This is a genomic window from Endozoicomonas sp. ALB091, from assembly GCF_049310265.1.
Classification (GTDB): Bacteria; Pseudomonadota; Gammaproteobacteria; order Pseudomonadales; family Endozoicomonadaceae; genus Endozoicomonas.
Window position 1 is genome coordinate 139,411 of record NZ_JBLYNQ010000010.1, and the last position, 25,343, is coordinate 164,753.

Annotated in this window: 28 protein-coding genes; 10 read left to right on the forward strand and 18 right to left on the reverse strand. The window is 45.7% G+C overall.

The window, feature by feature from the left end; all coding sequences use genetic code 11:
• Window positions 1-79: 79 nt before the first annotated feature.
• Entirely contained in the window at window positions 80-430 is a 351-nt protein-coding gene (locus ACO6UX_RS23245; protein WP_422450680.1) for an SH3 domain-containing protein, read from the reverse strand.
• A 931-nt stretch (window positions 431-1,361) separates the two neighbouring features.
• Here ACO6UX_RS23245 and ACO6UX_RS23250 point away from each other — a divergent pair.
• The 3 genes from ACO6UX_RS23250 to ACO6UX_RS23260 all read left to right on the forward strand — a co-directional run bounded on the left by ACO6UX_RS23250 (window position 1,362) and on the right by ACO6UX_RS23260 (window position 2,510).
• On the forward strand, window positions 1,362-1,667 hold the full coding sequence (locus ACO6UX_RS23250) for a reverse transcriptase domain-containing protein (RefSeq protein WP_422450681.1): 306 nt from the start codon (window positions 1,362-1,364) through the stop codon (window positions 1,665-1,667).
• A gap of 13 nt (window positions 1,668-1,680) precedes the next feature.
• On the forward strand, window positions 1,681-1,908 hold the full coding sequence (locus ACO6UX_RS23255; protein ID WP_422450682.1) for a hypothetical protein: 228 nt from the start codon (window positions 1,681-1,683) through the stop codon (window positions 1,906-1,908).
• A 128-nt stretch (window positions 1,909-2,036) separates the two neighbouring features.
• Window positions 2,037-2,510: a group II intron maturase-specific domain-containing protein gene (locus tag ACO6UX_RS23260; RefSeq protein ID WP_101749240.1), complete on the forward strand. Its 474-nt coding sequence runs from the start codon at window positions 2,037-2,039 to the stop codon at window positions 2,508-2,510.
• Between the two features lie 69 nt (window positions 2,511-2,579).
• Here the strand turns inward: ACO6UX_RS23260 and ACO6UX_RS23265 are convergent, their stop codons facing one another.
• Window positions 2,580-4,280, reverse strand: a complete 1,701-nt coding sequence (locus ACO6UX_RS23265; protein ID WP_422450683.1) for an AIPR family protein — start codon at window positions 4,278-4,280, stop codon at window positions 2,580-2,582.
• Between the two features lie 885 nt (window positions 4,281-5,165).
• Here ACO6UX_RS23265 and ACO6UX_RS23270 point away from each other — a divergent pair.
• From ACO6UX_RS23270 to ACO6UX_RS23280, 3 genes are all read left to right on the forward strand, one after another.
• The gene (locus ACO6UX_RS23270) at window positions 5,166-5,513 is read left to right on the forward strand and encodes a reverse transcriptase domain-containing protein (protein WP_422450641.1); all 348 of its coding nucleotides are present in this window, start codon (window positions 5,166-5,168) and stop codon (window positions 5,511-5,513) included.
• Between the two features lie 13 nt (window positions 5,514-5,526).
• Window positions 5,527-5,754 carry a hypothetical protein gene (locus ACO6UX_RS23275; RefSeq protein WP_422450682.1) on the forward strand — a complete coding sequence of 76 codons (228 nt, stop codon included), beginning with the start codon at window positions 5,527-5,529 and terminating at the stop codon, window positions 5,752-5,754.
• Window positions 5,755-5,882: 128 nt separating this feature from the next.
• Window positions 5,883-6,356, forward strand: a complete 474-nt coding sequence (locus ACO6UX_RS23280; RefSeq protein WP_422450684.1) for a group II intron maturase-specific domain-containing protein — start codon at window positions 5,883-5,885, stop codon at window positions 6,354-6,356.
• Window positions 6,357-6,491: 135 nt separating this feature from the next.
• Here the strand turns inward: ACO6UX_RS23280 and ACO6UX_RS23285 are convergent, their stop codons facing one another.
• The 5 genes from ACO6UX_RS23285 to ACO6UX_RS23305 all read right to left on the reverse strand — a co-directional run bounded on the left by ACO6UX_RS23285 (window position 6,492) and on the right by ACO6UX_RS23305 (window position 10,620).
• Complete coding sequence (locus ACO6UX_RS23285) at window positions 6,492-7,529, reverse strand: hypothetical protein (protein ID WP_422450685.1); 1,038 nt, start codon at window positions 7,527-7,529, stop codon at window positions 6,492-6,494.
• Between the two features lie 126 nt (window positions 7,530-7,655).
• Window positions 7,656-8,837, reverse strand: coding sequence for a DUF6575 domain-containing protein (locus ACO6UX_RS23290; RefSeq protein WP_422450686.1), 1,182 nt, complete (start codon window positions 8,835-8,837; stop codon window positions 7,656-7,658).
• Window positions 8,824-9,216, reverse strand: coding sequence for a hypothetical protein (locus tag ACO6UX_RS23295; protein WP_422450687.1), 393 nt, complete (start codon window positions 9,214-9,216; stop codon window positions 8,824-8,826). The genes ACO6UX_RS23290 and ACO6UX_RS23295 overlap by 14 nt, the downstream gene beginning before the upstream one ends.
• A gap of 82 nt (window positions 9,217-9,298) precedes the next feature.
• On the reverse strand, window positions 9,299-9,790 hold the full coding sequence (locus tag ACO6UX_RS23300) for a GNAT family N-acetyltransferase (RefSeq protein ID WP_422450688.1): 492 nt from the start codon (window positions 9,788-9,790) through the stop codon (window positions 9,299-9,301).
• Between the two features lie 80 nt (window positions 9,791-9,870).
• Window positions 9,871-10,620: a metallophosphoesterase family protein gene (locus tag ACO6UX_RS23305; protein WP_422450689.1), complete on the reverse strand. Its 750-nt coding sequence runs from the start codon at window positions 10,618-10,620 to the stop codon at window positions 9,871-9,873.
• Between the two features lie 664 nt (window positions 10,621-11,284).
• On the opposite strand from ACO6UX_RS23305, the gene ltrA reads away from it, so the two are divergent.
• Together ltrA and ACO6UX_RS23315 are read left to right on the forward strand one after the other, a co-directional pair.
• On the forward strand, window positions 11,285-12,547 hold the full coding sequence (ltrA, locus tag ACO6UX_RS23310) for a group II intron reverse transcriptase/maturase (protein ID WP_422450690.1): 1,263 nt from the start codon (window positions 11,285-11,287) through the stop codon (window positions 12,545-12,547).
• Window positions 12,548-12,855: 308 nt separating this feature from the next.
• Window positions 12,856-13,329, forward strand: coding sequence for a group II intron maturase-specific domain-containing protein (locus tag ACO6UX_RS23315; protein ID WP_101749239.1), 474 nt, complete (start codon window positions 12,856-12,858; stop codon window positions 13,327-13,329).
• A 233-nt stretch (window positions 13,330-13,562) separates the two neighbouring features.
• Here ACO6UX_RS23315 and ACO6UX_RS23320 read toward each other — a convergent pair whose 3' ends face one another.
• The 8 genes from ACO6UX_RS23320 to tnpA all read right to left on the reverse strand — a co-directional run bounded on the left by ACO6UX_RS23320 (window position 13,563) and on the right by tnpA (window position 18,068).
• Window positions 13,563-13,793, reverse strand: a complete 231-nt coding sequence (locus ACO6UX_RS23320; RefSeq protein WP_422450691.1) for a hypothetical protein — start codon at window positions 13,791-13,793, stop codon at window positions 13,563-13,565.
• Complete coding sequence (locus ACO6UX_RS23325; protein WP_422450692.1) at window positions 13,790-14,089, reverse strand: hypothetical protein; 300 nt, start codon at window positions 14,087-14,089, stop codon at window positions 13,790-13,792. Before ACO6UX_RS23325 ends, ACO6UX_RS23320 begins: the two co-directional genes overlap by 4 nt.
• A 147-nt stretch (window positions 14,090-14,236) precedes the next feature.
• Window positions 14,237-14,866 (reverse strand): hypothetical protein, encoded by a 630-nt coding sequence (locus ACO6UX_RS23330; protein WP_422450693.1) that lies wholly within the window; start codon window positions 14,864-14,866, stop codon window positions 14,237-14,239.
• A 53-nt stretch (window positions 14,867-14,919) separates the two neighbouring features.
• The gene (locus ACO6UX_RS23335) at window positions 14,920-15,597 is read right to left on the reverse strand and encodes a GNAT family N-acetyltransferase (RefSeq protein ID WP_422450694.1); all 678 of its coding nucleotides are present in this window, start codon (window positions 15,595-15,597) and stop codon (window positions 14,920-14,922) included.
• A 207-nt stretch (window positions 15,598-15,804) separates the two neighbouring features.
• Window positions 15,805-17,007 carry an IS66 family transposase gene (tnpC, locus tag ACO6UX_RS23340; protein ID WP_422450705.1) on the reverse strand — a complete coding sequence of 401 codons (1,203 nt, stop codon included), beginning with the start codon at window positions 17,005-17,007 and terminating at the stop codon, window positions 15,805-15,807.
• A gap of 129 nt (window positions 17,008-17,136) precedes the next feature.
• On the reverse strand, window positions 17,137-17,376 hold the full coding sequence (locus tag ACO6UX_RS23345) for a transposase domain-containing protein (RefSeq protein WP_422450695.1): 240 nt from the start codon (window positions 17,374-17,376) through the stop codon (window positions 17,137-17,139).
• A gap of 18 nt (window positions 17,377-17,394) precedes the next feature.
• Entirely contained in the window at window positions 17,395-17,766 is a 372-nt protein-coding gene (tnpB, locus tag ACO6UX_RS23350; RefSeq protein ID WP_101745392.1) for an IS66 family insertion sequence element accessory protein TnpB, read from the reverse strand.
• A gap of 2 nt (window positions 17,767-17,768) precedes the next feature.
• Window positions 17,769-18,068 carry an IS66 family insertion sequence element accessory protein TnpA gene (tnpA, locus tag ACO6UX_RS23355; RefSeq protein ID WP_422444696.1) on the reverse strand — a complete coding sequence of 100 codons (300 nt, stop codon included), beginning with the start codon at window positions 18,066-18,068 and terminating at the stop codon, window positions 17,769-17,771.
• A gap of 420 nt (window positions 18,069-18,488) precedes the next feature.
• Here tnpA and ACO6UX_RS23360 point away from each other — a divergent pair, with 420 nt between their 5' ends.
• Complete coding sequence (locus ACO6UX_RS23360) at window positions 18,489-19,526, forward strand: IS630 family transposase (RefSeq protein ID WP_422450696.1); 1,038 nt, start codon at window positions 18,489-18,491, stop codon at window positions 19,524-19,526.
• Window positions 19,527-19,858: 332 nt separating this feature from the next.
• Here the strand turns inward: ACO6UX_RS23360 and ACO6UX_RS23365 are convergent, their stop codons facing one another.
• Window positions 19,859-20,266, reverse strand: a complete 408-nt coding sequence (locus ACO6UX_RS23365) for an NINE protein (RefSeq protein ID WP_422450697.1) — start codon at window positions 20,264-20,266, stop codon at window positions 19,859-19,861.
• A gap of 476 nt (window positions 20,267-20,742) precedes the next feature.
• On the opposite strand from ACO6UX_RS23365, the gene ACO6UX_RS23370 reads away from it, so the two are divergent.
• A complete protein-coding gene (locus tag ACO6UX_RS23370; protein WP_422450698.1) occupies window positions 20,743-20,907 on the forward strand; it encodes a hypothetical protein in 165 nt (54 codons plus the stop codon).
• Here the strand turns inward: ACO6UX_RS23370 and ACO6UX_RS23375 are convergent.
• Both ACO6UX_RS23375 and ACO6UX_RS23380 read right to left on the reverse strand, forming a co-directional pair.
• Window positions 20,901-24,086, reverse strand: coding sequence for an LPD38 domain-containing protein (locus ACO6UX_RS23375; RefSeq protein WP_422450699.1), 3,186 nt, complete (start codon window positions 24,084-24,086; stop codon window positions 20,901-20,903). The two genes, ACO6UX_RS23370 and ACO6UX_RS23375, sit on opposite strands and share 7 nt — an antisense overlap.
• Window positions 24,087-24,507: 421 nt before the next feature.
• Window positions 24,508-25,338, reverse strand: coding sequence for a hypothetical protein (locus tag ACO6UX_RS23380; RefSeq protein ID WP_422450700.1), 831 nt, complete (start codon window positions 25,336-25,338; stop codon window positions 24,508-24,510).
• Window positions 25,339-25,343: the final 5 nt, after the last annotated feature.

Consider the following 25,343-nt stretch of genomic DNA (forward strand, 5'->3'; position numbering starts at 1 on the left):
AGTCCGCACGAAGCTGTTGTTAGAAAAACCGGGGTCAGGTCTTGAACCTTGATCGGGCCATCGAAACTAACGTCAAGAATCAAGACCTGACCCCATTTTTATTCAGTGTCTCTAATGGAACCCAACCAAAAGAGCCTAAACTATTTTTCGCCCAACCCCACTCATTCAGTTCTTGTTCTATTAGCAAAGTTTCACCAACATAAGTGTTCAGTTCCACAGCATTATAGTTTTCAGTTGCCACTCCTTTATTAGAATCAATTTCTAAAAACTGTACTGGAGCCCAACCTTCATTCCCATCTGTTTTTGTTATCCAAACCCATCCCGGATATTCTTCATCGTATTTTCCGATAGAAACTACCTCTCCGGCCATAAATGAAATCGGGCTTGGGTAGTTACTCTTATGCCTTTTTATTACTGTTCTTTTTTTCATACTTATAAGTTTTGATATGGTAGCGCATAACGCTTGCATAAGCGGCGGCGCGTCTAGCGCCGTCCGCTGGATGCTCTTGGTACGCCCGGCATGGGCATGAACTGATGGGGTGAAAGTCCCCTGTGGGAGAACCTACATCTGACTGGCGGTAAAGACGCCTGCTGATGACAACCACTAGCTTAAGGCAAGTGCAGTCCCGCGAGGGGCTGTGCGGAGGCAGTCTGAGTGCAAAGGTGCGAGCCGACGTAGACTCGGCGTCCCCCAGAAATCGCATATAAGGCTGAGTCTCTGGGCGAGTGAGCCAAGGATCACAAAGCCCTATGGTTCGTGAGACACGGTAAATGCGGCGGTTGTGCACTGAAAGTTCATGTCCTTATCCGGGGAGATCTGTTCAACATGCGATTGGTAATTCCCAGTTCTCAGCCACTGGTTACAACAGGCTCGGCGAACAGTGACTCATCATCCTGTTCGAGCAAACCCGATGGCAACCAATAGCGCCAGCAGAGGCAACTCCGCGTGGTGATTGGACAGAAGTCAGCAGAGGCCATAGTAGCTGTACGACAAAAGTCATTAATGGACGGGAAGTCGTCAGCGAAGGGCCGAACATCGATGACAAAGAGGAGACTGATTCCCTCAGGGCGATGCAGCCGTCCGGCGACTCACCGTACCTGGCGACAGAATCTTTAACCAGCTTTGAACCATGATCTACTATAAATTGCGTACTTGAACCGGCTAATCTGGCAAGCGCATGCGACTGCACGGATGCAGGAGGTAGTGCGAAGCAGGAGCCAGAGCCGGGAAACAGGTCAGAAGCAACAAGGGTGCTCCGGGTATCGATGGAGTCACCATTGAAGCTTATCCAGACTTTGCCAAACAGCATTGGCCTTCAGTGCGTCAAGCCTTATTGGACGGAACCTACCAGCCGTCACCCGTGCGCCGGCATGTGATAGAAAAGCCGGACGGCGGTGAACGCTTGCTGGGAATCCCAACCGTGATCGACAGGGTCATACAGCAGGCCATTGTGCAGGTGCTGACGCCTGTCTTTGACCCGGGATTTTCCCCAAACAGCTTTGGCTACCGACCGGGACGGTCAGCACACGACGGAGTCCGTCAGGTTAAGCAGTTGATCAACGGGGGGCTACATTACGCCGTTGACGTTGATCTGAGTAAATTCTTTGGCTGGTTTTTGCTCCTGCAAAACCAGACTTCCCACCTTCCATGGCGGTCATACGGTTAATCACGACGTTTTGATGTCGAGGGTCTCCCGTAAGGTCCACGACAAACGCCTTCTGAAACTGATTGGTCGCTACCTGCGCTCCGGTGTCATGATTGAGGGCAATGTCTACCCGACCAGGGTTGGCATGCCACAGGGTGGGCCTTTATCACCCTTGCTGTCTAATGTGGTCCTCGACGAACTCGACAAGGAGCTTGAATATCGGGGTCATTGCTTTGCAAGGCTCTTTTGTAAGAGAGTGTGATGACTTCGTTATCCTCGTCAAAAGTCAGCGTGCAGGGGATCGGGTGATGCACAGCATTACCCAGTTCATTGAACGCAAATTGAAACTGAAGATTAACTCCCGGAAAAGCTCTTTATGATGGGAAGGTTGTGAAAGCAACAGAAAGCGAATTCCTGAGTTTCACCTTCACAGGGAAGAAAGCTCGCTGGGCCCAGAAGTGTCTGGACCGATTCAAATACCGGATACTCAAGTTGACCAGTCGTCGCTGGGGTGTCTCAATGCAACATCGGTTACGCAAACTGGCGCAATATATCCGGGGTTGGATGGGGTATTTCCGGTTATCGGAATATTACCGACCAATTCCCCTGCTGGATCAATGGATACGTCGGCGAATCCGTTGCTGTTTTCTGAAGCAATGGCGCAAGCCGAAAACCCGTTTCAAGAATCTGGTCAGGTTAGGCGTTGATAAAGTGAACGCCGCCAAGATCGCAGCCAGCAGCAAAGGGTATTACCGTCTGAGTAAAACTTATGCGGTACAACAGGCACTGAATAACAATTACCTCGCGAAAATTGGGCTTGTTTCATTGAAAGACTTATGGATCAGGTTTCACCATCATCGTTGAACCGCCCGGTGCGGACCCGCATGCCGGGTGCTGTGGGGAGGGCTGGAGAAAGACCAGCCCTTACCCGATTTAGCTTACTTTGTCGAGCATCTCAGAGGTTATTGCCTGTCGCTTCAATCTATCATCAGTTAGATTTTCTGTTGATTGTAGAATATCAACAGCCTGTTGAAACGCTTCAACAACACTTTTACCATGCTTTGTAAATTTATCAATTATTTTCTTACAGTATGCTTCAATATGTCGGGAGTTAAGATTTGGAACAGTTTTACCCGCAACAATAGCACCCACTAGAGCTATAATATGCCATTTATGCTTTCTGACATTTTGAGGAATGTCAGCACTAGCGACTAATAAGTGAAGTCTATAAAGGGTTAAACATGCTGCATAAAAAACAGATTCTTTAGTATCATCAGAAAAAATTTGTTCTCCCAACTGTTCATACACGCGTTTTGGGTATCTATACGCGAGATCAGGTCGTCCCAGAAACATTGAAGCAACAGCTTTAGCTGCGACATTGACATTAAATACTCTAATTGCTGGTATATCTCTACCTACGTATTGTCTATCACGGCGTTCAAAGTAAATCCTGCCATCTTGGCCATCAAATGTATTAAAGTAATCCTCAACTCGTTTAACAACTGGCCTTAGTGATAAAAATTGTGTTTCTTCAACTTTTGACTGGCTATTTGTAGCTCTAACCAGATCAGAGAAAACATCTTCATTTGAAGTTTCAACAATTTTCAGATTAACCATTATAGAGTCGTTAAGTTTTTCTCTACATTCAAAAAGCATATTTGAAGTTTGGCATCCGTTTACAATTTGAAAATTATCTAAATGAAGTACACTTCCTTGAACACGGACGTCAGGGCTAACAATAGTTATTCCATTATTCAGAACTGGAAATCTAGTAGCTTGGTCAGTTTCGCAAAGCGTATCAGCTATTGATTTATTTACTGGATTATCTAGCCCTAAAAAAGCTCGCACATTTTCTTCAAAAACATGAGTTCTTAGATTTCCGTCTTCATTTAGCAAAAGATTGTCCACCAAATCTTTTGCTTTTACAACTGCCAAATAAGCTTCGTCAATTCCGTGAATTTTTGGTAATGCGGCATTACTGAACATAGGTAGTTCTGCACTTACCGTAGAATAAGTATTGACCCATAAATTAGTTACTTCATCTCTTCCTAGAAAATCGATTTCTATTTCATGGAAATAACCAAGTTCATTAAGCTGCAAAATAAGATCACCTTTTGCTTTTTCAAGAGCATCTGGCTTCTTATAAATCCCAGTTGTAACATACCTAATTGTAACATTAGGTTTTCCATCCCTTATCCTAGGAACATTGCTAATAACGATATCAAAAATACTTCTTGCATTTTTTTGAGTTGTATCATTTGACTCATAATTGTCGGCATTAATAAATCGAAGAATAGACTCTTTAAATTTAAGAAAATCCCCTAAATCAAATGTCTCACTTCTTTTTGACTGAATAAAAATAACTTCAACATCATGATTTTTTCTAGTAGATGAAAACACAGATTTTGCATCTTCATCAGATACAATTAACTCTTCATCTACTATAACTGCAACACCATCCATTCCATCATCGCCAGATCCTGTTGTTACATCCTCCAACTCATAACTATTTGCAAGCCTGGCAGATAAAACCGAGTAATTTACAAAATGTTCAAACTGAACGCTTTCTTCTAAGTGGGAAAGTCCATGACTTTTAGAAAAACTATTTAAATGGGATTTTGTAATCCTATGCATTTAATTATCTCACTATATGATTGTAAGCTAACGCTTGCATCAGCCGACGCCGTAGGCGGTCGGCTGGATGCACTTGGTACGCCCGGCATGGGCATGAACTGATGGGGTGAAAGTCCCCTGTGGGAGAACCTACATCTGACTGGCGGTAAAGACGCCTGCTGATGACAACCACTAGCTTAAGGCAAGTGCAGTCCCGTGAGGGGCTGTGCGGAGGCAGTCTGAGTGCACAGGTGCGAGCCGACGTAGACTGGGCGTCCCCCAGAAATCGCATACAAGGCTGAGTCTCTGGGCGAGTGAGCCAAAGATTACGAAGCCCTCAGGTTCGTGAGACACGGTAAATGCGGCGGTTGTGCACTGAAAGTCCATGTCCTTATCCGGGGAGATCTGTTCAACATGCGATTGGTAAGTTCCCAGTTCTCAGCCACTGGTTACAACAGGCTCGGCGAACAGTGACTCATCATCCTGTTCGAGCAAACCCGATGGCAACCAATAGCGCCAGCAGAGGCAACTCCGCGCGGTGATTGGACAGAAGTCAGCAGAGGCCATAGTAGCTGTACGACAAAAGTCATTAATGGACGGGAAGTCGTCAGCGAAGGGCCGAACATCGATGACAAAGAGGAGACTGATTCCCTCAGGGCGATGCAGCCGTCCGGCGACTCACCGTACCTGGCGACAGAATCTTTAACCAGCTTTGAACCATGATCTACTAAATTGCGTACTTGAACCGGCTAATCTGGCAAGCGCATGCGACTGCATGGATGCAGGAGGTAGTGCGAAGCAGGAGCCAGAGCCGGGAAACAGGTCAGAAGCAACAAGGGTGCTCCGGGTATCGATGGAGTCACCATTGAAGCTTATCCAGACTTTGCCAAACAGCATTGGCCTTCAGTGCGTCAAGCCTTATTGGACGGAACCTACCAGCCGTCACCCGTGCGTCGGCATGTGATAGAAAAGCCGGACGGCGGTGAACGCTTGCTGGGAATCCCAACCGTGATCGACAGGGTCATACAGCAGGCCATTGTGCAGGTGCTGACGCCTGTCTTTGACCCGGGATTTTCCCCAAACAGCTTTGGCTACCGACCGGGACGGTCAGCACACGACGGAGTCCGTCAGGTTAAGCAGTTGATCAACGGGGGGCTACATTACGCCGTTGACGTTGATCTGAGTAAATTCTTTGGCTGGTTTTTGCTCCTGCAAAACCAGACTTCCCACCTTCCATGGCGGTCATACGGTTAATCACGACGTTTTGATGTCGAGGGTCTCCCGTAAGGTCCACGACAAACGCCTTCTGAAACTGATTGGTCGCTACCTGCGCTCCGGTGTCATGATTGAGGGCAATGTCTACCCGACCAGGGTTGGCATGCCACAGGGTGGGCCTTTATCACCCTTGCTGTCTAATGTGGTCCTCGACGAACTCGACAAGGAGCTTGAATATCGGGGTCATTGCTTTGCAAGGCTCTTTTGTAAGAGAGTGTGATGACTTCGTTATTCTCGTCAAAAGTCAGCGTGCAGGGGATCGGGTGATGCACAGCATTACCCAATTCATTGAACGCAAATTGAAACTGAAGATTAACTCCCGGAAAAGCTCTTTATGATGAGAAGGTTGTGAAAGCAACAGAAAGCGAATTCCTGAGTTTCACCTTCACAGGGAAGAAAGTTCGCTGGGCCCAGAAGTGTCTGGACCGGTTCAAATACAGGATACTCAAGTTGACCAGTCGTTGCTGGGGTGTCTCAATGCAACATCGGTTACGCAAATTGGCACAATATATCCGGGGTTGGATGGGGTATTTCCGGTTATCGGAATATTACCGACCAATTCCCCTGCTGGATCAATGGATACGTCGGCGAATCCGTTGCTGCTTTCTGAAGCAATGGCGCAAGCCGAAAACCCGTTTCAAGAATCTGGTCAGGTTAGGCGTTGATAAAGTGAACGCCGCCAAGATCGCAGCCAGCAGCAAAGGGTATTACCGTCTGAGTAAAACCTATGCGGTACAGCAGGCACTGAATAACAGTTACCTTGCGAAAATTGGGCTTGTTTCATTGAAAGACTTATGGATCAGGTTTCACCATCATCGTTGAACCGCCCGGTGCGGACCCGCATGCCGGGTGCTGTGGGGAGGGTTGGAGAAAGACCAGCCCTTACCCGATTTATGTGGCAGATTTCACTGTTTTGAGAACTTACTAACTTAAACTTATGAACAAAAACGATAGAATTCAATTACTTTTGATACTGATTAACGTAGGCCAAGCAAAACTATAAAATCCATCATAATAATTTTCCTTCAAAAAAGCCAAGTCCTGCTCCCAGTCAGAAATAGACTCTTTATAGTCAAATTTTTTTCTTTTGGCATTCTTCACAAAAGCAGCCAATGTATAAGCTAGTTTCTTTAGTCTATCCTTGGTATTTCCTTGCCCCCAACTATAAATATAATTTTCATCCAATCGTAGATTTTCAGTTCTTAGGTTTAACTCCATCAATTTGCGCAAGATATTTTTTCTTTCTGATTCACTCTTTCCATTTTTCCCCACACGGTAGCCATAGATACTGAGCAACCCTTTGTTATCAGTAAAATCTAAAGCAGGCGATACATCAGAACCTTTAAATATATCAGTTGTTGGCCACTTAAATTCTCTCATCTCATGAAATTCGCAATATTTTTCATATGCTATCGAAGCGATATCTATTATATTTTTCTCATTAAAATTAAAGTAAGAAAAATCAAGATTTTTAGACCAAAATGAAAACGTAGGATATTCAGCGTCAACCGGATATGATTTAGCTTTCCTACTTACTCCCACAAAGTAATAGATGCCATCTTTTTCTCTCAGTTTTACAGGAAGTATTGAGCTACAATATATGATAAATTCGTAAGCAAGCTTTTTGTTGCTATCAAACAAGAAAAACAACAAGAAATTTAACTTTAAGTCCGAACTTTTTTTAGTTTCAAAAAAATCTAACTTAACCTCTAAAAAAACATCATCTATTATTTTTCTCAAAGTACTTTTTTCTGAAACTTTAATAAAGTCTGATGCATGAACTCTTTTTAATAAGTCGGTTTTACTTTCGTCCACTTTCTTTTCAAGAGACTTATCACCACAATGTATATTATTTAGTTTATCCAAGAGCAAACTCAGAACTTTTATTTCAGATGTTGTTATCACTCCTGGAAGAACTTGCTCCCCAGTCTGATTATCAAAATAAATTCTATCAATAAGATTTTTCAAAATTAATTTTTGTTCATTAGTTTCCATATTAAGCCAACTCAATAAATTATAGCTATCTTATCAAAATCACTAATCAAGAAATAAAACCTAGATGTTGCATTCGGTTTAGCCACATAACGCCTAAATCAGGTGCGCCGTAGGCGTCACCTGGATTTACTTGTTAGGCGCTGATTTCTCGATCTCTATGAGTTTATATGACCACTTCTCTTTATCTGTGACAGGATTGATTTTACATGTTTCTTCAATGGTTGCATTTACAATACTTGGCACATTGAATTGATATGATTCCAAAGATTTATCGAGTTTACCTTTTAACAATTCACCATCATTTTTTACAACGGCAAAAAAGTCATTTTCAATATCTACTCCGACAAGCCTTATTTCTTTGTATTTGACTGTTTGAGTATCACTCGATTCACCCTCTTCTAATTGCCTTAATGCCTCTTTTATCCGATGAAATGGTATACTTGAAGCTCTAAAGTTACCATGTGGATCAGACCATTCTGCTTTAACTGAAACCCCAGCAGCAACCAACTCTTGAAGTACTGCTTTGTATCTGGCTCTAGACAATAAGTTGTAGCTTTTAACTTCTTTTAGTACTCGATCACTTTCTTCTGTAGCAGTAAGAAGCTCCATGAATTTATGAAGGTTTTGATTTTGGCTTGAGTCTGCAAATAAATCGCTATTTTTACTTTGTAACCTTACACCAAAAGAACTCGCAAAAAGACCAGACACCATAAGAGTATTTTCATCTTTAATATGTTCTGGAACCCTACGAATATCAATATCGCTTGGACACGCTGAAGAATAAAGATAGTTTTGTAATGTTGTTAGAACTTTACCCAGTGTGTCGGATGCAATTTCATATGTTTGGTGTGCTTTACTAAACGCTAGGTCAAGTACTTGTCTTGAATTTGCAACAGCAGCTTCTTGAATATCGACTACTTTTTGTGGAAGAGTTGTTGATAAAGTATTACATTCTAAAAATTCACCTTCATCAGGCAGCCATTCAGGGTCATAGCTTTCTGATTTAATAAAATCGACATTAAATTCTTTTTTTGATGCAACTGTGACTAAGTATGAAAAACCTTCTTCTGGTTTTTCAAAGCAAGATCGAATATCAATTTTTTTATTTTTTAAAGCACAGTACTTCTCAAAACTGACCTTTGAATAAAGCCAAACATCACAGTCATTTATGTCGTCAACCCAGTGAACAAGGTATATTTGCCCAGTTTGGTTTTTGCAGCTATAAAATCGTGGGCCTTCGAAAAAATCAAATATTTCCCAAGGTTTGAGATTTTTAATCTCAGTGTTTAAGTAATTATGCTGCGACATTCTCTTCTACCTCTACAAACCCTCTTTCAGGTTGTTTTGTGGAAACCCACCATGTTATGTGAGGCTTTGTGAAGGTTTCAAGAACCATTCCATCTTCCTTTTTGATAACTCCCCTTGATATTTTGTGATGTTTAAATTTCTTTTTATACTTCCTTCTCCATTTAATTGCACCCTCAATATTTTTAAAAGCTGATAACCCATGAGAGCAACAATTCATGAATTCATCAAAATTCTGATGTGGGGTTTTTAGCTCAAACGCAAGCGGAATAAAGTCGTTAGAATTAGGAGGGGAGTTCATTACTAATCTGTACAATTCAATCTCATCATTTCTTGCTTCCTTTGGTGGACATTGTGTTGGAAGTGAATATTTCCAATCCATGAATTTATCTCCAATGTTTATTTAAGCGCTTAACGCCTGCATAAGCGGCGGCGCGTCTAGCGCCGTCCGCTGGATGCTCTTGTTATGTGCGTGTTACTTGTTTTTGCCAAAACTGAGCACAACCATTATCACCGTTTAATTTATATGGTTCAAAACCATATTTTAGGTAGGCTTGCTGAGCGGGCTTATTACCTTCTAATACTTCCAAAGTGATTTTGCAACATCCCTTCTGAAAAGCAATTTCCTCAATTTTATCAAGTATTATTTGGCTTAACTTTTTTCCGCGATATTCATTTTTAACTGCAATATCATGAATGTTTATAAGGGGCTTACATTTAAAGGTTGAAAACCCTTCGAAGCAATTTGCAAAACCAGCAGGCTTACCATCAACATAACAAAGAATACTGAAAGCACTTGTAACCTTACCAAGTTCTTTGGCCAGGTTTTCTTTGACGTATTGATCCAAAGGTTCATTTCCGCCCATTGGATCAATAGCATAATCATTCAATAAGGAAACAAGGTCATCAGCATGTTTTTCATTTGAATAGTCTGCAACAATTACTTCTATTGTCATGCTTACTCCGTGATTTATGATTAGCACATAACGCCTGCATAAGCGGCGGCGCTTCTAGCGCCGTCCGCTGGATGCTCTTGTTACATGGCGATTCTTCCGAACTCTAAGGCTACAGCCCAATCCATGCGGTTTCTCTGTTTTGCAGCTTGGATTGCGTACTCATATTTGTATGGAACCTTTATATGCTCTACCAGCCAGCCTGATGATGTGCTCTGAATTATGCAGTATGAAGCTAAATTTGAATAGTTTTCCATTTTGTGAGGAATTGGCTCATCGTCAAAATAAGCAGGCAAGCCAACACTTCCAGGATTTATGACAAGTGTACTATTACTGAGTTGTACTGTACGTGGGATATGAGTGTGACCACATAGAATAACTTTTTCTTCAACTCCAGCTGTGAGATCTAAAATCTCTGACTCTGGCCTTACTTTTGCACAACCTTCAGAAACATCCTCAAGCATATAAACCAAGTCATTATCTGGTGTTCCATGACAGAGAAAGAGACCGCTTTCCAGAGATTTTGTTGCAGGTAATTCTTTCATCCATTTAAGCGGATCGTTGCCCAGCTCTGAAAGGATAAATTGCATTGTCGGATTTGAAGATATTTCAGAATCTGTAGCTTCATAAATCTGACGATCCTGATTCCCCTTGATTGTTATTATTTCTTCTGTTTGTAGAAGATCATAAGTTTCTCTTGGAGCCAATGGGCCATACAGAATATCTCCAAGATTTATAAGACCATCTACACTTTTTTGTTTTGCATCCAATAGCACGGCTTCCAAAGCCCATACATTGCTATGAATATCTGAAAATACTGCAAGTTTACTCATATGTTGGATTTAGCCGTGTAACGCCTAAATCAGGTGCGCCGTAGGCGTCACCTGGATTTATTTGGTACGCCCGGCATGGGCATGAACTGATGGGGTGAAAGTCCCCTGTGGGAGAACCTACATTTGACTGGCGGTAAAGACGCCTGCTGATGACAACCACTAGCTTAAGGCAAGTGCAGTCCCGTGAGGGGCTGTGCGGAGGCAGTCTGAGTGCAAAGGTGCGAGCCGACGTACAGAAACCGCATACAAGGCTGAGTCTCTGGGCGAGTGAGCCAAAGATTACGAAGCCCTCAGGTTCGTGAGACACGGTAAATGCGGCGGTTGTGCACTGAAAGTTCATGTCCTTATCCGGGGAGATCTGTTCAACATGCGATTGGTAATTCCCAGTTCTCAGCCACTGGTTACAACAGGCTCGGCGAACAGTGACTCATCATCCTGTTCGAGCAAACCCGATGGCAACCAATAGCGCCAGCAGAGGCAACTCCGCGTGGTGATTGGACAGAAGTCAGCAGAGGCCATAGTAGCTGTACGACAAAAGTCATTAATGGACGGGAAGTCGTCAGCGAAGGGCCGAACATCGATGACAAAGAGGAGACTGATTCCCTCAGGGCGATGCAGCCGTCCGGCGACTCACCGTACCTGGCGACAGAATCTTTAACCAGCTTTGAACCATGATCTACTAAATTGCGTACTTGAACCGGCTAATCTGGCAAGCGCATGGAAACAGGTCAGAAGCAACAAGGGTGCTCCGGGTATCGATGGAGTCACCATTGAAGCTTATCCAGACTTTGCCAAACAGCATTGGCCTTCAGTGCGTCAAGCCTTATTGGACGGAACCTACCAGCCGTCACCCGTGCGTCGGCATGTGATAGAAAAGCCGGACGGCGGTGAACGCTTGCTGGGAATCCCAACCGTGATCGACAGGGTCATACAGCAGGCCATTGTGCAGGTGCTGACGCCTGTCTTTGACCCGGGATTTTCCCCAAACAGCTTTGGCTACCGACCGGCACGGTCAGCACACGACGGAGTCCGTCAGGTTAAGCAGTTGATCAACCGGGGGCTGCATTACGCCGTTGACGTTGATCTGAGTAAATTCTTTGATACGGTTAATCACGACGTTTTGATGTCGAGGGTCTCCCGTAAGGTCCACGACAAACGCCTTCTGAAGCTGATTGGTCGCTACCTGCGCTCCGGTGTCATGATTGAGGGCAATGTCTACCCGACCAGGGTTGGCATGCCACAGGGTGGGCCTTTATCACCCTTGCTGTCTAATGTGGTCCTCGACGAACTCGACAAGGAGCTTGAATATCGGGGTCATTGCTTTGCAAGATACTGTGACGACTTCGTTATTCTCGTCAAGAGTCAGCGTGCAGGTGACCGGGTGATGCACAGCATTACCCAATTCATTGAACGCAAATTGAAACTGAAGATTAACTCCCGGAAAAGTAAAGTTGTGAAAGCAACAGAAAGCGAATTCCTGAGTTTCACCTTCACAGGGAAGAAAATTCGCTGGGCCCAGAAGTGTCTGGACCGGTTCAAATACAGGATACTCAAGTTGACCAGTCGTCGCTGGGGTGTCTCAATGCAACATCGGTTACGCAAACTGGCGCAATATATCCGGGGTTGGATGGGGTATTTCCGGTTATCGGAATATTACCGACCAATTCCCCTGCTGGATCAATGGATACGTCGGCGAATCCGTTGCTGTTTTCTGAAGCAATGGCGCAAGCCGAAAACCCGTTTCAAGAACCTGGTCAGGTTAGGTGTTGATAACGTGAACGCCGCCAAGATCGCAGCCAGCAGCAAAGGGTATTACCGTCTGAGTAAAACTTATGCGGTACAACAGGCACTGAATAACAATTACCTCGCGAAAATTGGGCTTGTTTCATTGAAAGACTTATGGATCAGGTTTCACCATCATCGTTGAACCGCCCGGTGCGGACCCGCATGCCGGGTGCTGTGGGGAGGGCTGGAGAAAGACCAGCCCTTACCCGATTTAGCCGCGTGATTTATAGGGCAACTGTCTAATGTGGTCCTCGACGAACTTGACAAGGAGCTTGAATATCGGGGTCATTGCTTTGCAAGGCTCTTTTGTAAGAGAGTGTGATGACTTCGTTATTCTCGTCAAAAGTCAGCGTGCAGGGGATCGGGTGATGCACAGCATTACCCAATTCATTGAACGCAAATTGAAACTGAAGATTAACTCCCGGAAAAGCTCTTTATGATGAGAAGGTTGTGAAAGCAACAGAAAGCGAATTCCTGAGTTTCACCTTCACAGGGAAGAAAGTTCGCTGGGCCCAGAAGTGTCTGGACCGATTCAAATACAGGATACTCAAGTTGACCAGTCGTCGCTGGGGTGTCTCAATGCAACATCGGTTACGCAAACTGGCGCAATATATCCGGGGTTGGATGGGGTATTTCCGGTTATCGGAATATTACCGACCAATTCCCCTGCTGGATCAATGGATACGTCGGCGAATCCGTTGCTGCTTTCTGAAGCAATGGCGCAAGCCGAAAACCCGTTTTAAGAATCTGGTCAGGTTAGGCGTTGATAAAGTGAACGCCGCCAAGATCGCAGCCAGCAGCAAAGGGTATTACCGTCTGAGTAAAACCTATGCGGTACAGCAGGCACTGAATAACAGTTACCTTGCGAAAATTGGGCTTGTTTCATTGAAAGACTTATGGATCAGGTTTCACCATCATCGTTGAACCGCCCGGTGCGGACCCGCATGCCGGGTGCTGTGGGGAGGGTTGGAGAAAGACCAGCCCTTACCCGATTTAGCCTACTCTCTCGCTACTTGTTCGCCAACTGAAAACTTTAAGGTTTTAGTATTGTTTGAAAGTTTTTTTCTTTTGACCTACACCATGAAAGCGCTGATAACCATAAGAATAATAAATACTGCTGTCACAGCAAAATACAAACTCTTGTTAATTTGCTCAGCCTACATAAACGCAACAAAAAAACCAACTACTGCAGAACTTAGAATTGAGGTAAGCAATGACCAGATTTCATAATCTCCAAGTGTACTTGCATCGACTAACTTTACCCCAACTGATTCTGGAACGGTAACAGTTATATTGGAAGCACTTGCTAATGGGTTCGAGGAATTTGGCAGGCTCGATTGGCGATCAGTGAGATCATCATGTTTGTTTTCATTTATATTATCTATCACGATGTTCTCTCATTTATATTTACCCAAGCATCTTGGGGCAAGAATCCATCATATCGCCCAGCAGACATTAAAGGGCTTATAAGAAAATTAATTTGATTCATTGTTGAGCTTTGAGCAACCGCAGTTAAACCATTAAAAATATTATGTCGATCTACTTCTCCATTTACTCGGACAACATAAAAAGTTGACAATGGTCTCACCCATGAATATGGCGATAAAACAGCCAGCATCTGATTATTCAGCTGATCCCATTGTGGGTTTTGAGCACTTATATCCCAAGATATAGCTAAATGCATTTTTTCCTCAATATATCTTCAAGACAAAAGAAAAATAATACCAGCTTTCGTTGTTGCTGGCTTGGGTAGGCTAACGCCTGCATAAGCGGCGGCGCGTTTAGCACCGTCCGCTGGATGCTTTTGTTATACGGTGATAATCATTGAGTTTCAATGAATTCCAATTTCTTCCATTCTATCAAAATTCTTTCCTATCCAACTATCACCCGGCATCCAAATCACTCTGAAAAAATATGATTTATTATCCTCTTCAAGCCAGCCCAATTGCATAAACCCAAAATATATCTTTAAACTTTTCCATTGTGATGAATTTAAGTAGGAAAGATTGGTAATTAAATCTTTTGAAGCTGTTTGTGGTGATGATACATAAACTTCCAAATGTTTGTTACTGGTATCTCCTAGCCATTGTTGTTTGCTAATATAGCGAGGCACTTGCTCTGAAAGTCTTTTTGACCAACCTTCTTGCCATTTGATTTCCCCAACCAATACTGAGTCATCTCTGAACCCGATGAAATCAGCAGCCTCTCCAACTTTCCCCGTATAACACCAGATTGCTGAGGGAGTATTAAAAAAAAGATTTGGATCTTGTTTTATAAACCCATGGATATTTTTTGTTTCATTCCAAGCTGACAAATCAGAAAGCTCTTTAGAACCGCCGCAATCAATTATTCCTTCTCCATATCCCTTAAATACTGATTTATGCCATTTGATTGATTTAAAGACTTCATCACATGGTAAAATTTTTTTGTTTTTAACATCAACCTTCCAAACATTATTCATTACTTCCTCCTAAGTAAATTGGCCGCATAACGCCTGCATAAGCGGTGGTGCGTCTAGCGCCGTCCGCTGGATGCTCTTGTTAGCTGCGTATTGTATGACAATTTGTATTTAAGGCTTTTTTTAACCACTGGCCATTCATGGTCAATGATTGAGAAAATTACTGTATCACGATAGCAACCATCTTTATCTTTAATGTGATTTCTCAGAACACCATCCTGCTTTGCTCCCAGACGAGAGATTGCTGCATGAGAAGCTTGATTGTGCCAATGAGTGCGAAACTCGACAGCAATTGAATCAAGGATTTCAAAAGCGTGTTGAAGAAGTAATAACTTACATTCTGTATTTACAGCCGTTTTCTGGAAAGATTTGGCATACCATGTATAACCAATTTCAAGGCGTTTGTTTTCTAAGTCTGCATTACAGTAGCGAGTAGAACCTATGATCTTATTTTTTAGCTTGTGATATATCACAAATGGCAAGGATCGGCCTTTGCCTTTTTCTGAAAGTGCAAAGTCAATGTACAAATCAACAGTTTCACTGTTTGGAACTCCCGTAAACCAAAGTTCCCATAAATTTCCATCGCAAGCAGCGTTTACCAAATCATCTGCATGTTTCTTTTCTAAAGGGAAGAGTTCTACTTCATTTCCCTGAAGGGTTACATCTTCAAACCATTTTTTATTCATGTCTATCGAAGTTTTGTGTGATGTTGATTTAGTAGCTAACGCCTGCATAAGCGGCGGCGCTTCTAGCGCCGTCCGCTGGATGCTCTTGTTACATGGCGATTCTTCCGAACTCTAAGGCTACAGCCCAATCCATGCGGTTTCTCTGTTTTGCAGCTTGGATTGCGTACTCATATTTGTATGGAACCTTTATATGCTCTACCAGCCAGCCTGATGATGTGCTCTGAAGTAAGCGACCAAACAGGGGGCAGACTCCCCCTACTTGTCGAGATCGGCTTTTAATGGATTGGCCCCGAATTTCTCTTTCCAGAGTCGCGGTATCAATTCCCTGATATCACGGGCCGGGTGGAGGCTGATGCGTTGGAGAACATCAACCAGGTATTTGTAGGGATCGATGCCCGCCAGCTGGCAGCTGGTGATCAGCGTCTGGAACACGGCAACATTGTCTGCGCCTTCTTCCGTCCAGCAGAACATCCAGTTCTTTCTTCCCATCGGGATGCAACGAAGGCCACGTTCAAGATGATTGGTGTCTATCGCTACCGTTGGATCGTTCAGGTAAACCTGAAGCTCTTTTTCCCGCTTGTGAACATAGCCCAGTGCCTTGCTCAGAGGGTTGCTGGGAACCAGGTCAAGCCGTCTCAGCTGCTCCCGGTTCCACTCAAAGAACTGGTCAACCAGGGGTTTGGCTTTTTGTTGGCGATAATCACGCAGTGCGTCGCCTTCCAACCCCTGACGACGGATGTCATCTTCAACCTTGTACAGTGCGCCGATCTGTTTCAGGGCTTCTTTGGTCGCTTCGGGTTCCGCTTTTTCTGACTTGACGAAATAACGTCGGCTGTGTGTCCAGCACTCGGCATGAGTGATCTTTGGGTATTTCGAGCAAAGGCTAGCGTAGCCGGGGTAGCCATCTGTGAGTAATACCCCTTCAAATTCTTTCAGGTAAGGCTCAACCACATCACAGGAGCGGCTGTCGGAGTAGATAAAGGCTATTTCTTCGTGGTCGCCATAAAAGCACCAGAAGTAGCCTTTTTTCATTTTACCCTTACATTTCAGCCCAGCTTTTGAGGGTGTTTCATCCAGTGCCAGGGTGTGACTTTCAAGGCAGCTGTTCAGTACTTCATGGGCGACAGGTTGTAACAACTGGCCAGCACGCTGCTCCAGATTGGTCAGCGTGCCACGACTGACGGTGATACCGCTGGCTTCCAGTCTCTGATGTTGACGGTAAAGCGGCAGGTGGTAGCGGTATTTCTCAACCAGCAGGCCAGCTATAAAGCTCACATCGGCAAAGCTGCGGTCAAACAGGCCGGAGGGGGCTGCCGCCGTGCTCAGGGTTTGGTCTGCCTTGTGGCGAACGACGTCCCTCTGGTATTTCAGAATAACGTAACTGCCCGGACGCTGCGCCAGACGATGGGTATATTTATGATCAATGATTTCATACTGGTCGGCGTCTTCACCCTGCATTTCAGGAGCAGGAATATGAATCAGTTCAACAGGTACACCTTCGGTGAAGCGCAATCCCTGATCGGTAACACAGTCATCTGGCCTGTGCTTCTTTCTGCGCTCATAGGTGATGATTTCTGTTTCCGGAATCTATGGATGCTCAATGTCTTTGAGGATCTCCCCGAGAGCCAGCTGGTCCGGGTTTACTATCAGTCTCTTTTCCGATTTTTCACCGAACAGCTGTTGTTTAAACCAGGCCAGCTGATGTTTGAGGGACTCGTTTTCCTGCTTAAGGTGTTTATTCGCGGATATGTGTTCCTGCAACAGCGCCTGCGACTGCTGGAGCAGCTGCAGGTGACAGAGTTGATTGACAGGGACAGGTAGATTCATAGCCTTTGAATGTAGCTACTACTCAGAGGTTTTGCTGTTCGATGTATCAGGTTTTACATAACGTTTGTGATAGCGGATAGAACGGGTATCAATACCGTCAATGATCAGCTTCAGGTCGGTCAATGCCAGCAGTTGTTTAACCGCCTGACCGGCGTGGGAGTGAAACTGACCCTGCTCCAGTCGTTTACTCCAGATGCAGTAACCGCTACGTTCAAAGTACAGCACCTTGCACTGGTTTCGGCGACGATTGATAAAGACGAACAACTGCCCACTCAACGGGTCTTCCTCAAGGGTATTTTTCACCAGAGCAACCAGGCCGTTGTATGACTTCCTCATATCGGTGGGGCGGTTATAAAGCCAGACCCGCACCTGTGATTCAGGAAAAAACATGATCAACGCCGCATACGCAGGGTTACACCACCGGGTAATTCGAGTTCAATTTCCCATGGAGGCAGGTCTGATGGTGTGTTGTGAAAATCAGTTTTAAATTCGAACCAGTCAGGGTCTGGTTGTGCTGGTTGATCAGGCCTTTCGGTTGCCTGCCTTAGTTTGCGCTTCCACAATGTGAAGGTTGACAGGCAGATATTGCGCGAAAGGCAAAAGGCTTTCTGGCTGATGCCGCTTTCCCGCTGTTGATCGATGAGGCCTTGCCACTGTTCAGAAGTGCGGCGGTTTGGTTGTTTTTGATTCACGGCTCGCTCCTGTTTTTAAAACAGGGGTTAGCGTGGCAGACAGATGATGGGTTTTGAAGACGTCCTTAAATAAGCGCTTACCTGTATTTTTATATCTGCTATTAACGTAATTATGGCAGCCAATGGAAAAAGTATAATACCGATAAGTACAAACGGAGTTTCAATATCATCAATATAGTGATTATGGAACTGAACTGTACAATAGGTCGACAGAAGCCAAGCAAAAAATAAGATTACATTTTTACTAACGAATTGCTTCATATTTTATTTTTGTTGATGCTGCATTTGATGAACCACATAACAGTCGTTTACACGAATCAGTTTCGCATAACATATTGATTTGTACCTATTATAGGTAACTACCGTCGTATGATATTATTCTCGCCTTCATACCTTCATACCTCCATAAATGAGGCAGTAATGAATAATATTGACGGTCGCAGGCTTTCAGACTCCATCAGGGAAGAAATTCGATTCAAAGCAATAAAGGACTGGAATGCAGGTATGAGTCCTACAAATCTTGCTCACAAGTATGGAACCTCAAGAAAAATAGTCTATCAATGGATAGACCGATACAAACAGCGTGGCTGGGACGGCCTGAAAACCCGTACAGGTAAAACTGGCCCCAAGCCAAGACTGTCAGCCGTTCAGGAGCAACAGCTAAAGCTACTTCTGAGAACCCGAACACCTATTGATTATGGCTACCAAACTACATTGTGGACATGCCAGATCATAGCAGCACTCATTGAAAAGACTTTTCAGGTCAAGTATGTACCTGGCGGTGTTCGCAAACTGTTAAAACGCTTGGGTTTCTCGCCCCAAAAGCCTCGCTGGGGGGCTTGGGAACAGGATAAAAAAATAGAAGAATGGCTTGATGAGCGTTATCCCGCGATACTTCGGCAAGCAGAAGAACAAGATGCAATCATCTTCTTTCTGGATGAATCTACAGCAAAATCTGAGTGCCATCGTGGCAGGACATGGGGCGTAAAAGGACTAACTCCAGTTGTAAAAACAACAGGCTCCAGACACAGGTTGAACATTGTTTCTGTAGTGAGTTCAGAAGGTATCCTGAGATACCGGACATTTACCGGGAAAATGGATCGCTTTATGTTTGTTGACTATCTGAAGTCATTGGTCCGAAGTGTTGACAAGCCAGTGATCATAATCACAGATGGTCATCCTGCACACCGGGCAAAATATACGAAAGCTTATGTAGAACAAGAGCCGAAGCTGCTTGGGCTGCACATACTGCCAAGCTATTCTCCGGAGTTAAATCCTGATGAACAGGTCTGGAATCAGCTCAAAGAAAAGCTGGGAAAAGTCGCTTTGAAGACCAAAGATGAGTTCACAAGTTTTGTTCGTAGCAAGATGCGAGCACTACAAAAAATGCCTGAAGTGGTGAAAGGTTTTTTCAGGTTGCATGACACCAGATATGCTTGCAGGCAGTGCTACCTATAATGGTTGGAAATCAGTACTGTAGATTCGATATACGTACCAGCCGATACCCCCCCATACAGCGGGACTTACATAACGTTCTGCATTCTATAGGCTATATCTTCTGATTCGTATTTTGTAATTCGTATATTTTTCGGTCAAGCAACCCGTGTGATTAAAGATTGCTTTATTTTCATTCAAAACAACAGATTAACCATTCAGTTGATTTTCTGTATATACGAACTAACTTTTACTGCAGAAACCGCAGAAACCGGGGTCGAGTCTTGAATCTTGAACGAATCCAAGATTAAAAACCTGCCTCTAAATTCTTGCCCTAAAATTTTCAACCCACTTTTTCAGTTTTCTGATGCAGAACTATTCGCACTGTTTTTAATCGAGATCTGGTCGTTTAACGTCCAAAAATCGTAAATAACACCAAGGCCAAGAAAGCCAATGGTAAACAGATACAAAATTCCCGATATCCATTTCCCCAGGTACATACGGTGAACGCCGAATACACCAAGGAATGCCAGCAAGATCCATGTAACAGAGTAATCATACTGGCCACTATGGAAACGAAAATCCGCTTCCCGATCCATGGCCGGGATAAGGAAAAGATCGATCAGCCAGCCTATGCCAAAGAGACCAAGGGTGAACAACCAGATAGTCCCTGTTACCGGTTTGCCATAATAAAAGCGGTGAGCGCCAAGAAAACCGAAAATCCAAAGTACATAACCGATAACTTTACTATGGGTGTCGTTCATTTTAATTACCTGAACCATTGGGAAAACGATGGGGTCTTGGTTTTTACACACTACATTTTCTTGACCAGAAAAAATCGGCTTTATGCTTGTCCTACCCAATGCCTTAAATCAAAAAAACATTGCAACACTTTCCTGATCCGCAACGACGCTACCGCCCACCCAGACATTTTCAGGAATAGTCGGGTAACGCTTTTTTGAACGACACTCAATGTCTAGTTGCATAGGCATAAAATAGTACCATCGAACAGTTTACAGTGGTATTTGTTTGGCAGGATGCAGCCGATACCCATATTTTACACTTCTTACACGGCCAATAATTACAATTACAATAAATGGACGTATATTACCCACTTTCACCACCAAAATAACGTAATCATCTGATTTTGAACCATATATTCTATTCGAATATATGGTTGGCACGATATTTAATCGTTTAAAATCAAAATGTTACCAAGGGGTGGTGAAGGTCGGATATTATGAACAAAAGGAACATTTGGCTCGCCAAGGTCTCTCAGCTGGTTTCTCTCCTCTTTCATGTTCTGCAGCTCTCACGGGATGAGTCTGAGGCGGTGATGACCTCCGTCAAAGGTACTCGCGATCAGGCATCCGAAGAGCAGGAGAAAAAACAGGCTGATCAGTGAAAGGGTTGCTGGTAACGCTTGACCGCATTCATTGATAACTGGTTGATCCGCTCGTGCAGAGTATTCAGTTGTTGCCGTTTAGTTTCAGAGTTCATCGACCGGTCTTCCATCACCCGGCGCACTTCTTTTCTCAGCTTGTTTATCTCCCGACTCGCCTTCTGGAGTCCTGCTTTATGCTTCAGCTTTGCGGCGGCAGACTGCTCCTGATCTTTGGCTCGCTGGCCTTCGCCGGATTCCTGGTAGCGTTTGATGCTGTTGGCGATCTCGTTAATGTCCACCGTCATCTCGTGCAGTTCATCGGTGTAACGGTTACGTTTGGCCACTTTGTCTCGCACAAAGCTGCCCAGTAATGGGTTGTCTTGCAGAGTGGGTGTTGGTTTGTCGGCGGCACCCGTTGCTTTTCGGGTTATGGCATCGGCGGCCATCAGGGTATAACTGCTCAGCGACCCGAAATAGCCCCTGATCAGATGCTCCAGCTTTTTGGGGGAACGCATCCAGTCCGGCGCTTCTTCTGGTATCCACTGCACCAGCTCTTTCAGGGTGTCGCTGGTGTAAGGATCGTACTGTGCCTCTGGCTTCAGGTCCTGCAAGCGCATGGGGAGAATGGGCCGGTCACGGAAGCGGTCCCTGTTTTCGGACACTTCCCAGATTGGCTTGATGATTTGCGGGATGGGGTCAAGATTAAAGATATTCATCACCAGCCCGTACATCATATCCCTGGTCCACTTCATATCCTCATGGCCATCCAGGCTCTGGGTGATAATCTCCGGCAGGGTGGCAAAGATGGCACCCACTTCGAAGGGCTTGGGTATCCGGTAATGGCCCTCCTTGCCTTCACCGATCCAGAAGTGGTGATACCCCAGCTTGTCATCATTGGTCAGTTCTTTGTATCGGTCATCATCCTCGTAGTTTTTCATCAATGCCCAGGCGGCCATGCCATAAAGCAGGCCACGGAAAATCACCGGACCGGAAAATGACGACAAATCCCAGGTATTACCCGGCTTGATGCCCCGCCACAGCCGGTTAACTCCCTGCAACAGAGAGTTAAAGAACGGAATGGAGTTCACCATAAACCGGATCAATGGCCACTGGCCGCTGCGGGTGAAGTTCAATACATCCAGAGACTGGAAGGCTGCTTCGGCAGTGGAACCGCCCTGTTCGATGGCACGCTCATAGACGTGCAACCGGTTGGCGTTTTCAAAACGGGAACCGAACCCTTTCCACAAATCCCACAACTGTCCGGGGCGGTTAATGATTCGCTTCCGCTCTTCCGGTGACAGTTTTTTGCGGACATTATCCGAATTGATGGTGTAATAGCCGCTGCCGCTCATGCCGCCACCCATGGCCAGCGCCCAACGGGTTTCATCTTCCTTTAATGACTTTCGGAAACCTCTGACCGCACCGGCCACCGGATTCAGCTTCATTGGTTTGCCATTTACCTCCGGGGCAATATGCACCGCCGTGGACAGGGTATCCCTGAACAGGTTGCGCAGCCAAAAATCCGGCAGTGAGGTTACCCCTGTGGTGAGCACCTTGCGAGGGAACCCAATCAGCTTCTCAAAGGCGTTATGGGCCGGTGCGCCCAGATCCTGAATGGCGGCATACAACAGTGGGTCTTTGGTCTGATAATATTCCAGCTTACCGTTAACCGATACGCTGACCACGCCATTGCCCGGTTCCACATAGGCGCTTAACAGGGCCTTCCAGCGACGCATTTGGGTCGGTGTCAGGTTGGTATCCAGCTCCATATCCCGCAGTCGTTCAACCACTTCCTGATCAGTCATGGTGAAAGCAGCTTCCACCTTTTCCAACGCACCCAGGCGCACCCCATCCTCCACAATGCGCTGTTGGGCAATGTTCTTGAAAGCGGCATCGATCATCGCTCGGGTATTACGAACCATCGCTTCCAGTGGTGCGATCTTTTCGACGCCACCGGTGAGTTTCCGGATTCCTGACTTCTGACCGGATAATCCTCTTTTGATGCGACCTCCATCCTGCTCCTTCGCTTCCAGGTCATGTACCCGATGGAAGGGCAGGTAGTCGTCGGTTTCAAACAGTTTGCGAACGTCCTTATTCAGCAGACCGGCAGCCTCCATAAAGTCCAGCAGGTCTTTATTGTGAGCCTGATAGCTGTCTTTTACTTTATTGAACCGGGCTTTCAGCTGCGGCTGAGTGTCTACCCAGTTCTGGATGGTTTTTATCTTCTGTTCGTCGTACAGATTCTCCCTGCTCTGCTGATTCAGATCCTTACCCAGTTTCAGGTCTTTCTCCATCTGCTTGCGATCACGGTTCCAGGCAGAGCGCCCTCCTTGATACTCATCTGGAGCAATGGCATCCAGAGTCTCTTTCATGGCCTGCCCCCGGACCAGCAACTGATTGCCTTTGGCTCTGGCGGCCTTGTCTTCATCGATAATCCGCCTCGCCCGGATACTGCCTGCCCAGACCTCCTGGGTTTCCAGTTCGCCCCGCTCGGCCACCGGGGTAAACACCTCCACAATCCCCTGGCTGTTGGGCTTTATTATCACACTGCCGTCTTTCAGCATCGGCGTGCCTTTAAACAGCACCGCTTCTGTGACACTGTCCGAGTTCCGGCTCAGGTACGCTGCTTTGCTGGCGGACAGGGCAGCATCCAGCAACTTGCCATCATTCAACTGTTTTTCATTGTGCTCAACAATGGCAAAACGGTTCAATATTCCCTGATTGGCTTCTACCTGCCACCGCTGGATATGTTCAACCAGGGTGCGGGAATCCCACTGCTCTTTTAGCCGGTCCAGCTTACTTTTTGGATTGATACCGCCATGGATATCTTTGATCACTGACAGCACATCGTCGGGTATATCTTTCAGGGCATAGCGGGGGGAGTTGTCGGGCTTCTGATCTTTTTGTCCCAGTCGCGCTCCCAGCGCTTGGTGGGATTTCCCCCATCCCTGGGGGTCATCTTTCAGGGAAAAGAGCGGCTGGCCATCCTTCAGTACCGAGTCGCGCATTTTGTCGGTGACGGTCACGGACCACACCTTGTCCTGCTTATTATCATAGGGATACTTTTCCTGATGGAACGCCATCTCAATGGGTTCCAGCTTCGCTCCCCATTTCCTGGTGTATTTCTTCATGTAATTGGCAAGGCGCTTGTCGTAGAACTCACGCATACCCTTGCCATCCTTACCCACCACTTCATTCATACCTTCCAGGGTGAACTCTTCGCTATGCTCGGCAAATACCGTCTGATCAATCTGGTGAATCGCCTCAGCTTCGGAGTTGAAATACAGAAACTCATCATCCTGGGTGTATAGGGCATCGCCATTGGCAGCCCGAAGAAACCAGCGTTTCTGCTCATCGTCAGCATCCTGCTCTGCTGACCACTGGCTGCGCTCCTGTTTCAGCGTTTCATAAACGTCTCTGGTTTTTTCCCGGGCCTGCTCCGCCAGACGATGCCCGATATAAGTAGTTAACCAAATGAAATCATATATTTCTGACTAAGTGGGCAGTCACTCTGCGGCGTTGCAACTCCGGTCACATAGCTACGGCTATGCTCCCTACGTTGCGCCTTGCATAGTAACTGCCCACTTAGCCAGAAATATACGATTCCATTTGGCCAACTACTTAGTCTGCCAGTGACGACTCGGGTGCCACCATACTGCGGGTGACTCCATTGCGGTCTTTAGCTTCCAGCTCAAAACCTTGCACGACGCCTTCTTTATTCAGCCGGGGATATACCCGCAATTCCCGAACCACCTGACCCAGACCGGGATACCGTTCCACCTGTTGCATGGCACTGGTCCAGGCGATCCGGTCAAAGCCTTGTTCAGCAGCATGGCGGATCATCCGTTTCATAATCAGGTTGGGCCAGTTCTCTTTCAGCGGAGCGTCGGGCACCATACGGTGAATATTGGGTGCCTTGCCGCTATGGAGAGACTGGAGTTCTTGCTCCAGCGCTTTCAGTTCATCCAGTAACCGGGCCTTGTGATGGGTCAGTTCCTCAATGGTGCTGATGGTCTGATCGATTTCGGTTTGCAGTGTTTCCCTGAGTTCTTCATCACCCCAGTCATTCCAACCTTCTTCATCCGACAGCCGTTCGTACAGTTCATCCCGTTTGTCTTTGGCCTGGTAAAGCCGGGTGACCACGGCCTGTTCTTCATCGGTCTTTTTGGCCTTCTCTTTTTTCAATTCTGCGATCCGGTTCCCATGTTGCTCATGTTGCCTCGCAGCTTCCGGAGTCTGATAGCCGATAGCCCGCCCGTCCTGATGCCAGTCGCTTTGCACCTCATCAATAAACAGGATCTTCTCGTTTCGCCCATGAATATTTTGATTAAACGACTTGAAGCGTACATGAGTCAGCGGGTTCCGGTTTCTCTGGTCAGGGTCTGAGGGAATAATCGTGCGGTTGTCTTCCAGGGTAAGAATCAGTTCGGAGTAGTCTTCGCCACCGGCCATGGTGT

Coding starts and splice junctions, on each gene's coding strand:
- ACO6UX_RS23245 (WP_422450680.1), bottom strand. CDS start 430: ATGAAAAAAAGAACAGTAATAAAAAGGCATAAGAGTAACTACCCAAGC.
- ACO6UX_RS23255 (WP_422450682.1), top strand. CDS start 1,681: ATGTCGAGGGTCTCCCGTAAGGTCCACGACAAACGCCTTCTGAAACTG.
- ACO6UX_RS23265 (WP_422450683.1), bottom strand. CDS start 4,280: ATGCATAGGATTACAAAATCCCATTTAAATAGTTTTTCTAAAAGTCAT.
- ACO6UX_RS23275 (WP_422450682.1), top strand. CDS start 5,527: ATGTCGAGGGTCTCCCGTAAGGTCCACGACAAACGCCTTCTGAAACTG.
- ACO6UX_RS23285 (WP_422450685.1), bottom strand. CDS start 7,529: ATGGAAACTAATGAACAAAAATTAATTTTGAAAAATCTTATTGATAGA.
- ACO6UX_RS23290 (WP_422450686.1), bottom strand. CDS start 8,837: ATGTCGCAGCATAATTACTTAAACACTGAGATTAAAAATCTCAAACCT.
- ACO6UX_RS23295 (WP_422450687.1), bottom strand. CDS start 9,216: ATGGATTGGAAATATTCACTTCCAACACAATGTCCACCAAAGGAAGCA.
- ACO6UX_RS23300 (WP_422450688.1), bottom strand. CDS start 9,790: ATGACAATAGAAGTAATTGTTGCAGACTATTCAAATGAAAAACATGCT.
- ACO6UX_RS23305 (WP_422450689.1), bottom strand. CDS start 10,620: ATGAGTAAACTTGCAGTATTTTCAGATATTCATAGCAATGTATGGGCT.
- ACO6UX_RS23325 (WP_422450692.1), bottom strand. CDS start 14,089: ATGCATTTAGCTATATCTTGGGATATAAGTGCTCAAAACCCACAATGG.
- ACO6UX_RS23330 (WP_422450693.1), bottom strand. CDS start 14,866: ATGAATAATGTTTGGAAGGTTGATGTTAAAAACAAAAAAATTTTACCA.
- ACO6UX_RS23335 (WP_422450694.1), bottom strand. CDS start 15,597: ATGCAGGCGTTAGCTACTAAATCAACATCACACAAAACTTCGATAGAC.
- tnpC (WP_422450705.1), bottom strand. CDS start 17,007: ATGCAGGGTGAAGACGCCGACCAGTATGAAATCATTGATCATAAATAT.
- ACO6UX_RS23345 (WP_422450695.1), bottom strand. CDS start 17,376: ATGAATCTACCTGTCCCTGTCAATCAACTCTGTCACCTGCAGCTGCTC.
- tnpB (WP_101745392.1), bottom strand. CDS start 17,766: ATGTTTTTTCCTGAATCACAGGTGCGGGTCTGGCTTTATAACCGCCCC.
- ACO6UX_RS23360 (WP_422450696.1), top strand. CDS start 18,489: ATGAATAATATTGACGGTCGCAGGCTTTCAGACTCCATCAGGGAAGAA.
- ACO6UX_RS23365 (WP_422450697.1), bottom strand. CDS start 20,266: ATGAACGACACCCATAGTAAAGTTATCGGTTATGTACTTTGGATTTTC.
- ACO6UX_RS23370 (WP_422450698.1), top strand. CDS start 20,743: ATGAACAAAAGGAACATTTGGCTCGCCAAGGTCTCTCAGCTGGTTTCT.
- ACO6UX_RS23375 (WP_422450699.1), bottom strand. CDS start 24,086: ATGAATGAAGTGGTGGGTAAGGATGGCAAGGGTATGCGTGAGTTCTAC.
- ACO6UX_RS23380 (WP_422450700.1), bottom strand. CDS start 25,338: ATGGCCGGTGGCGAAGACTACTCCGAACTGATTCTTACCCTGGAAGAC.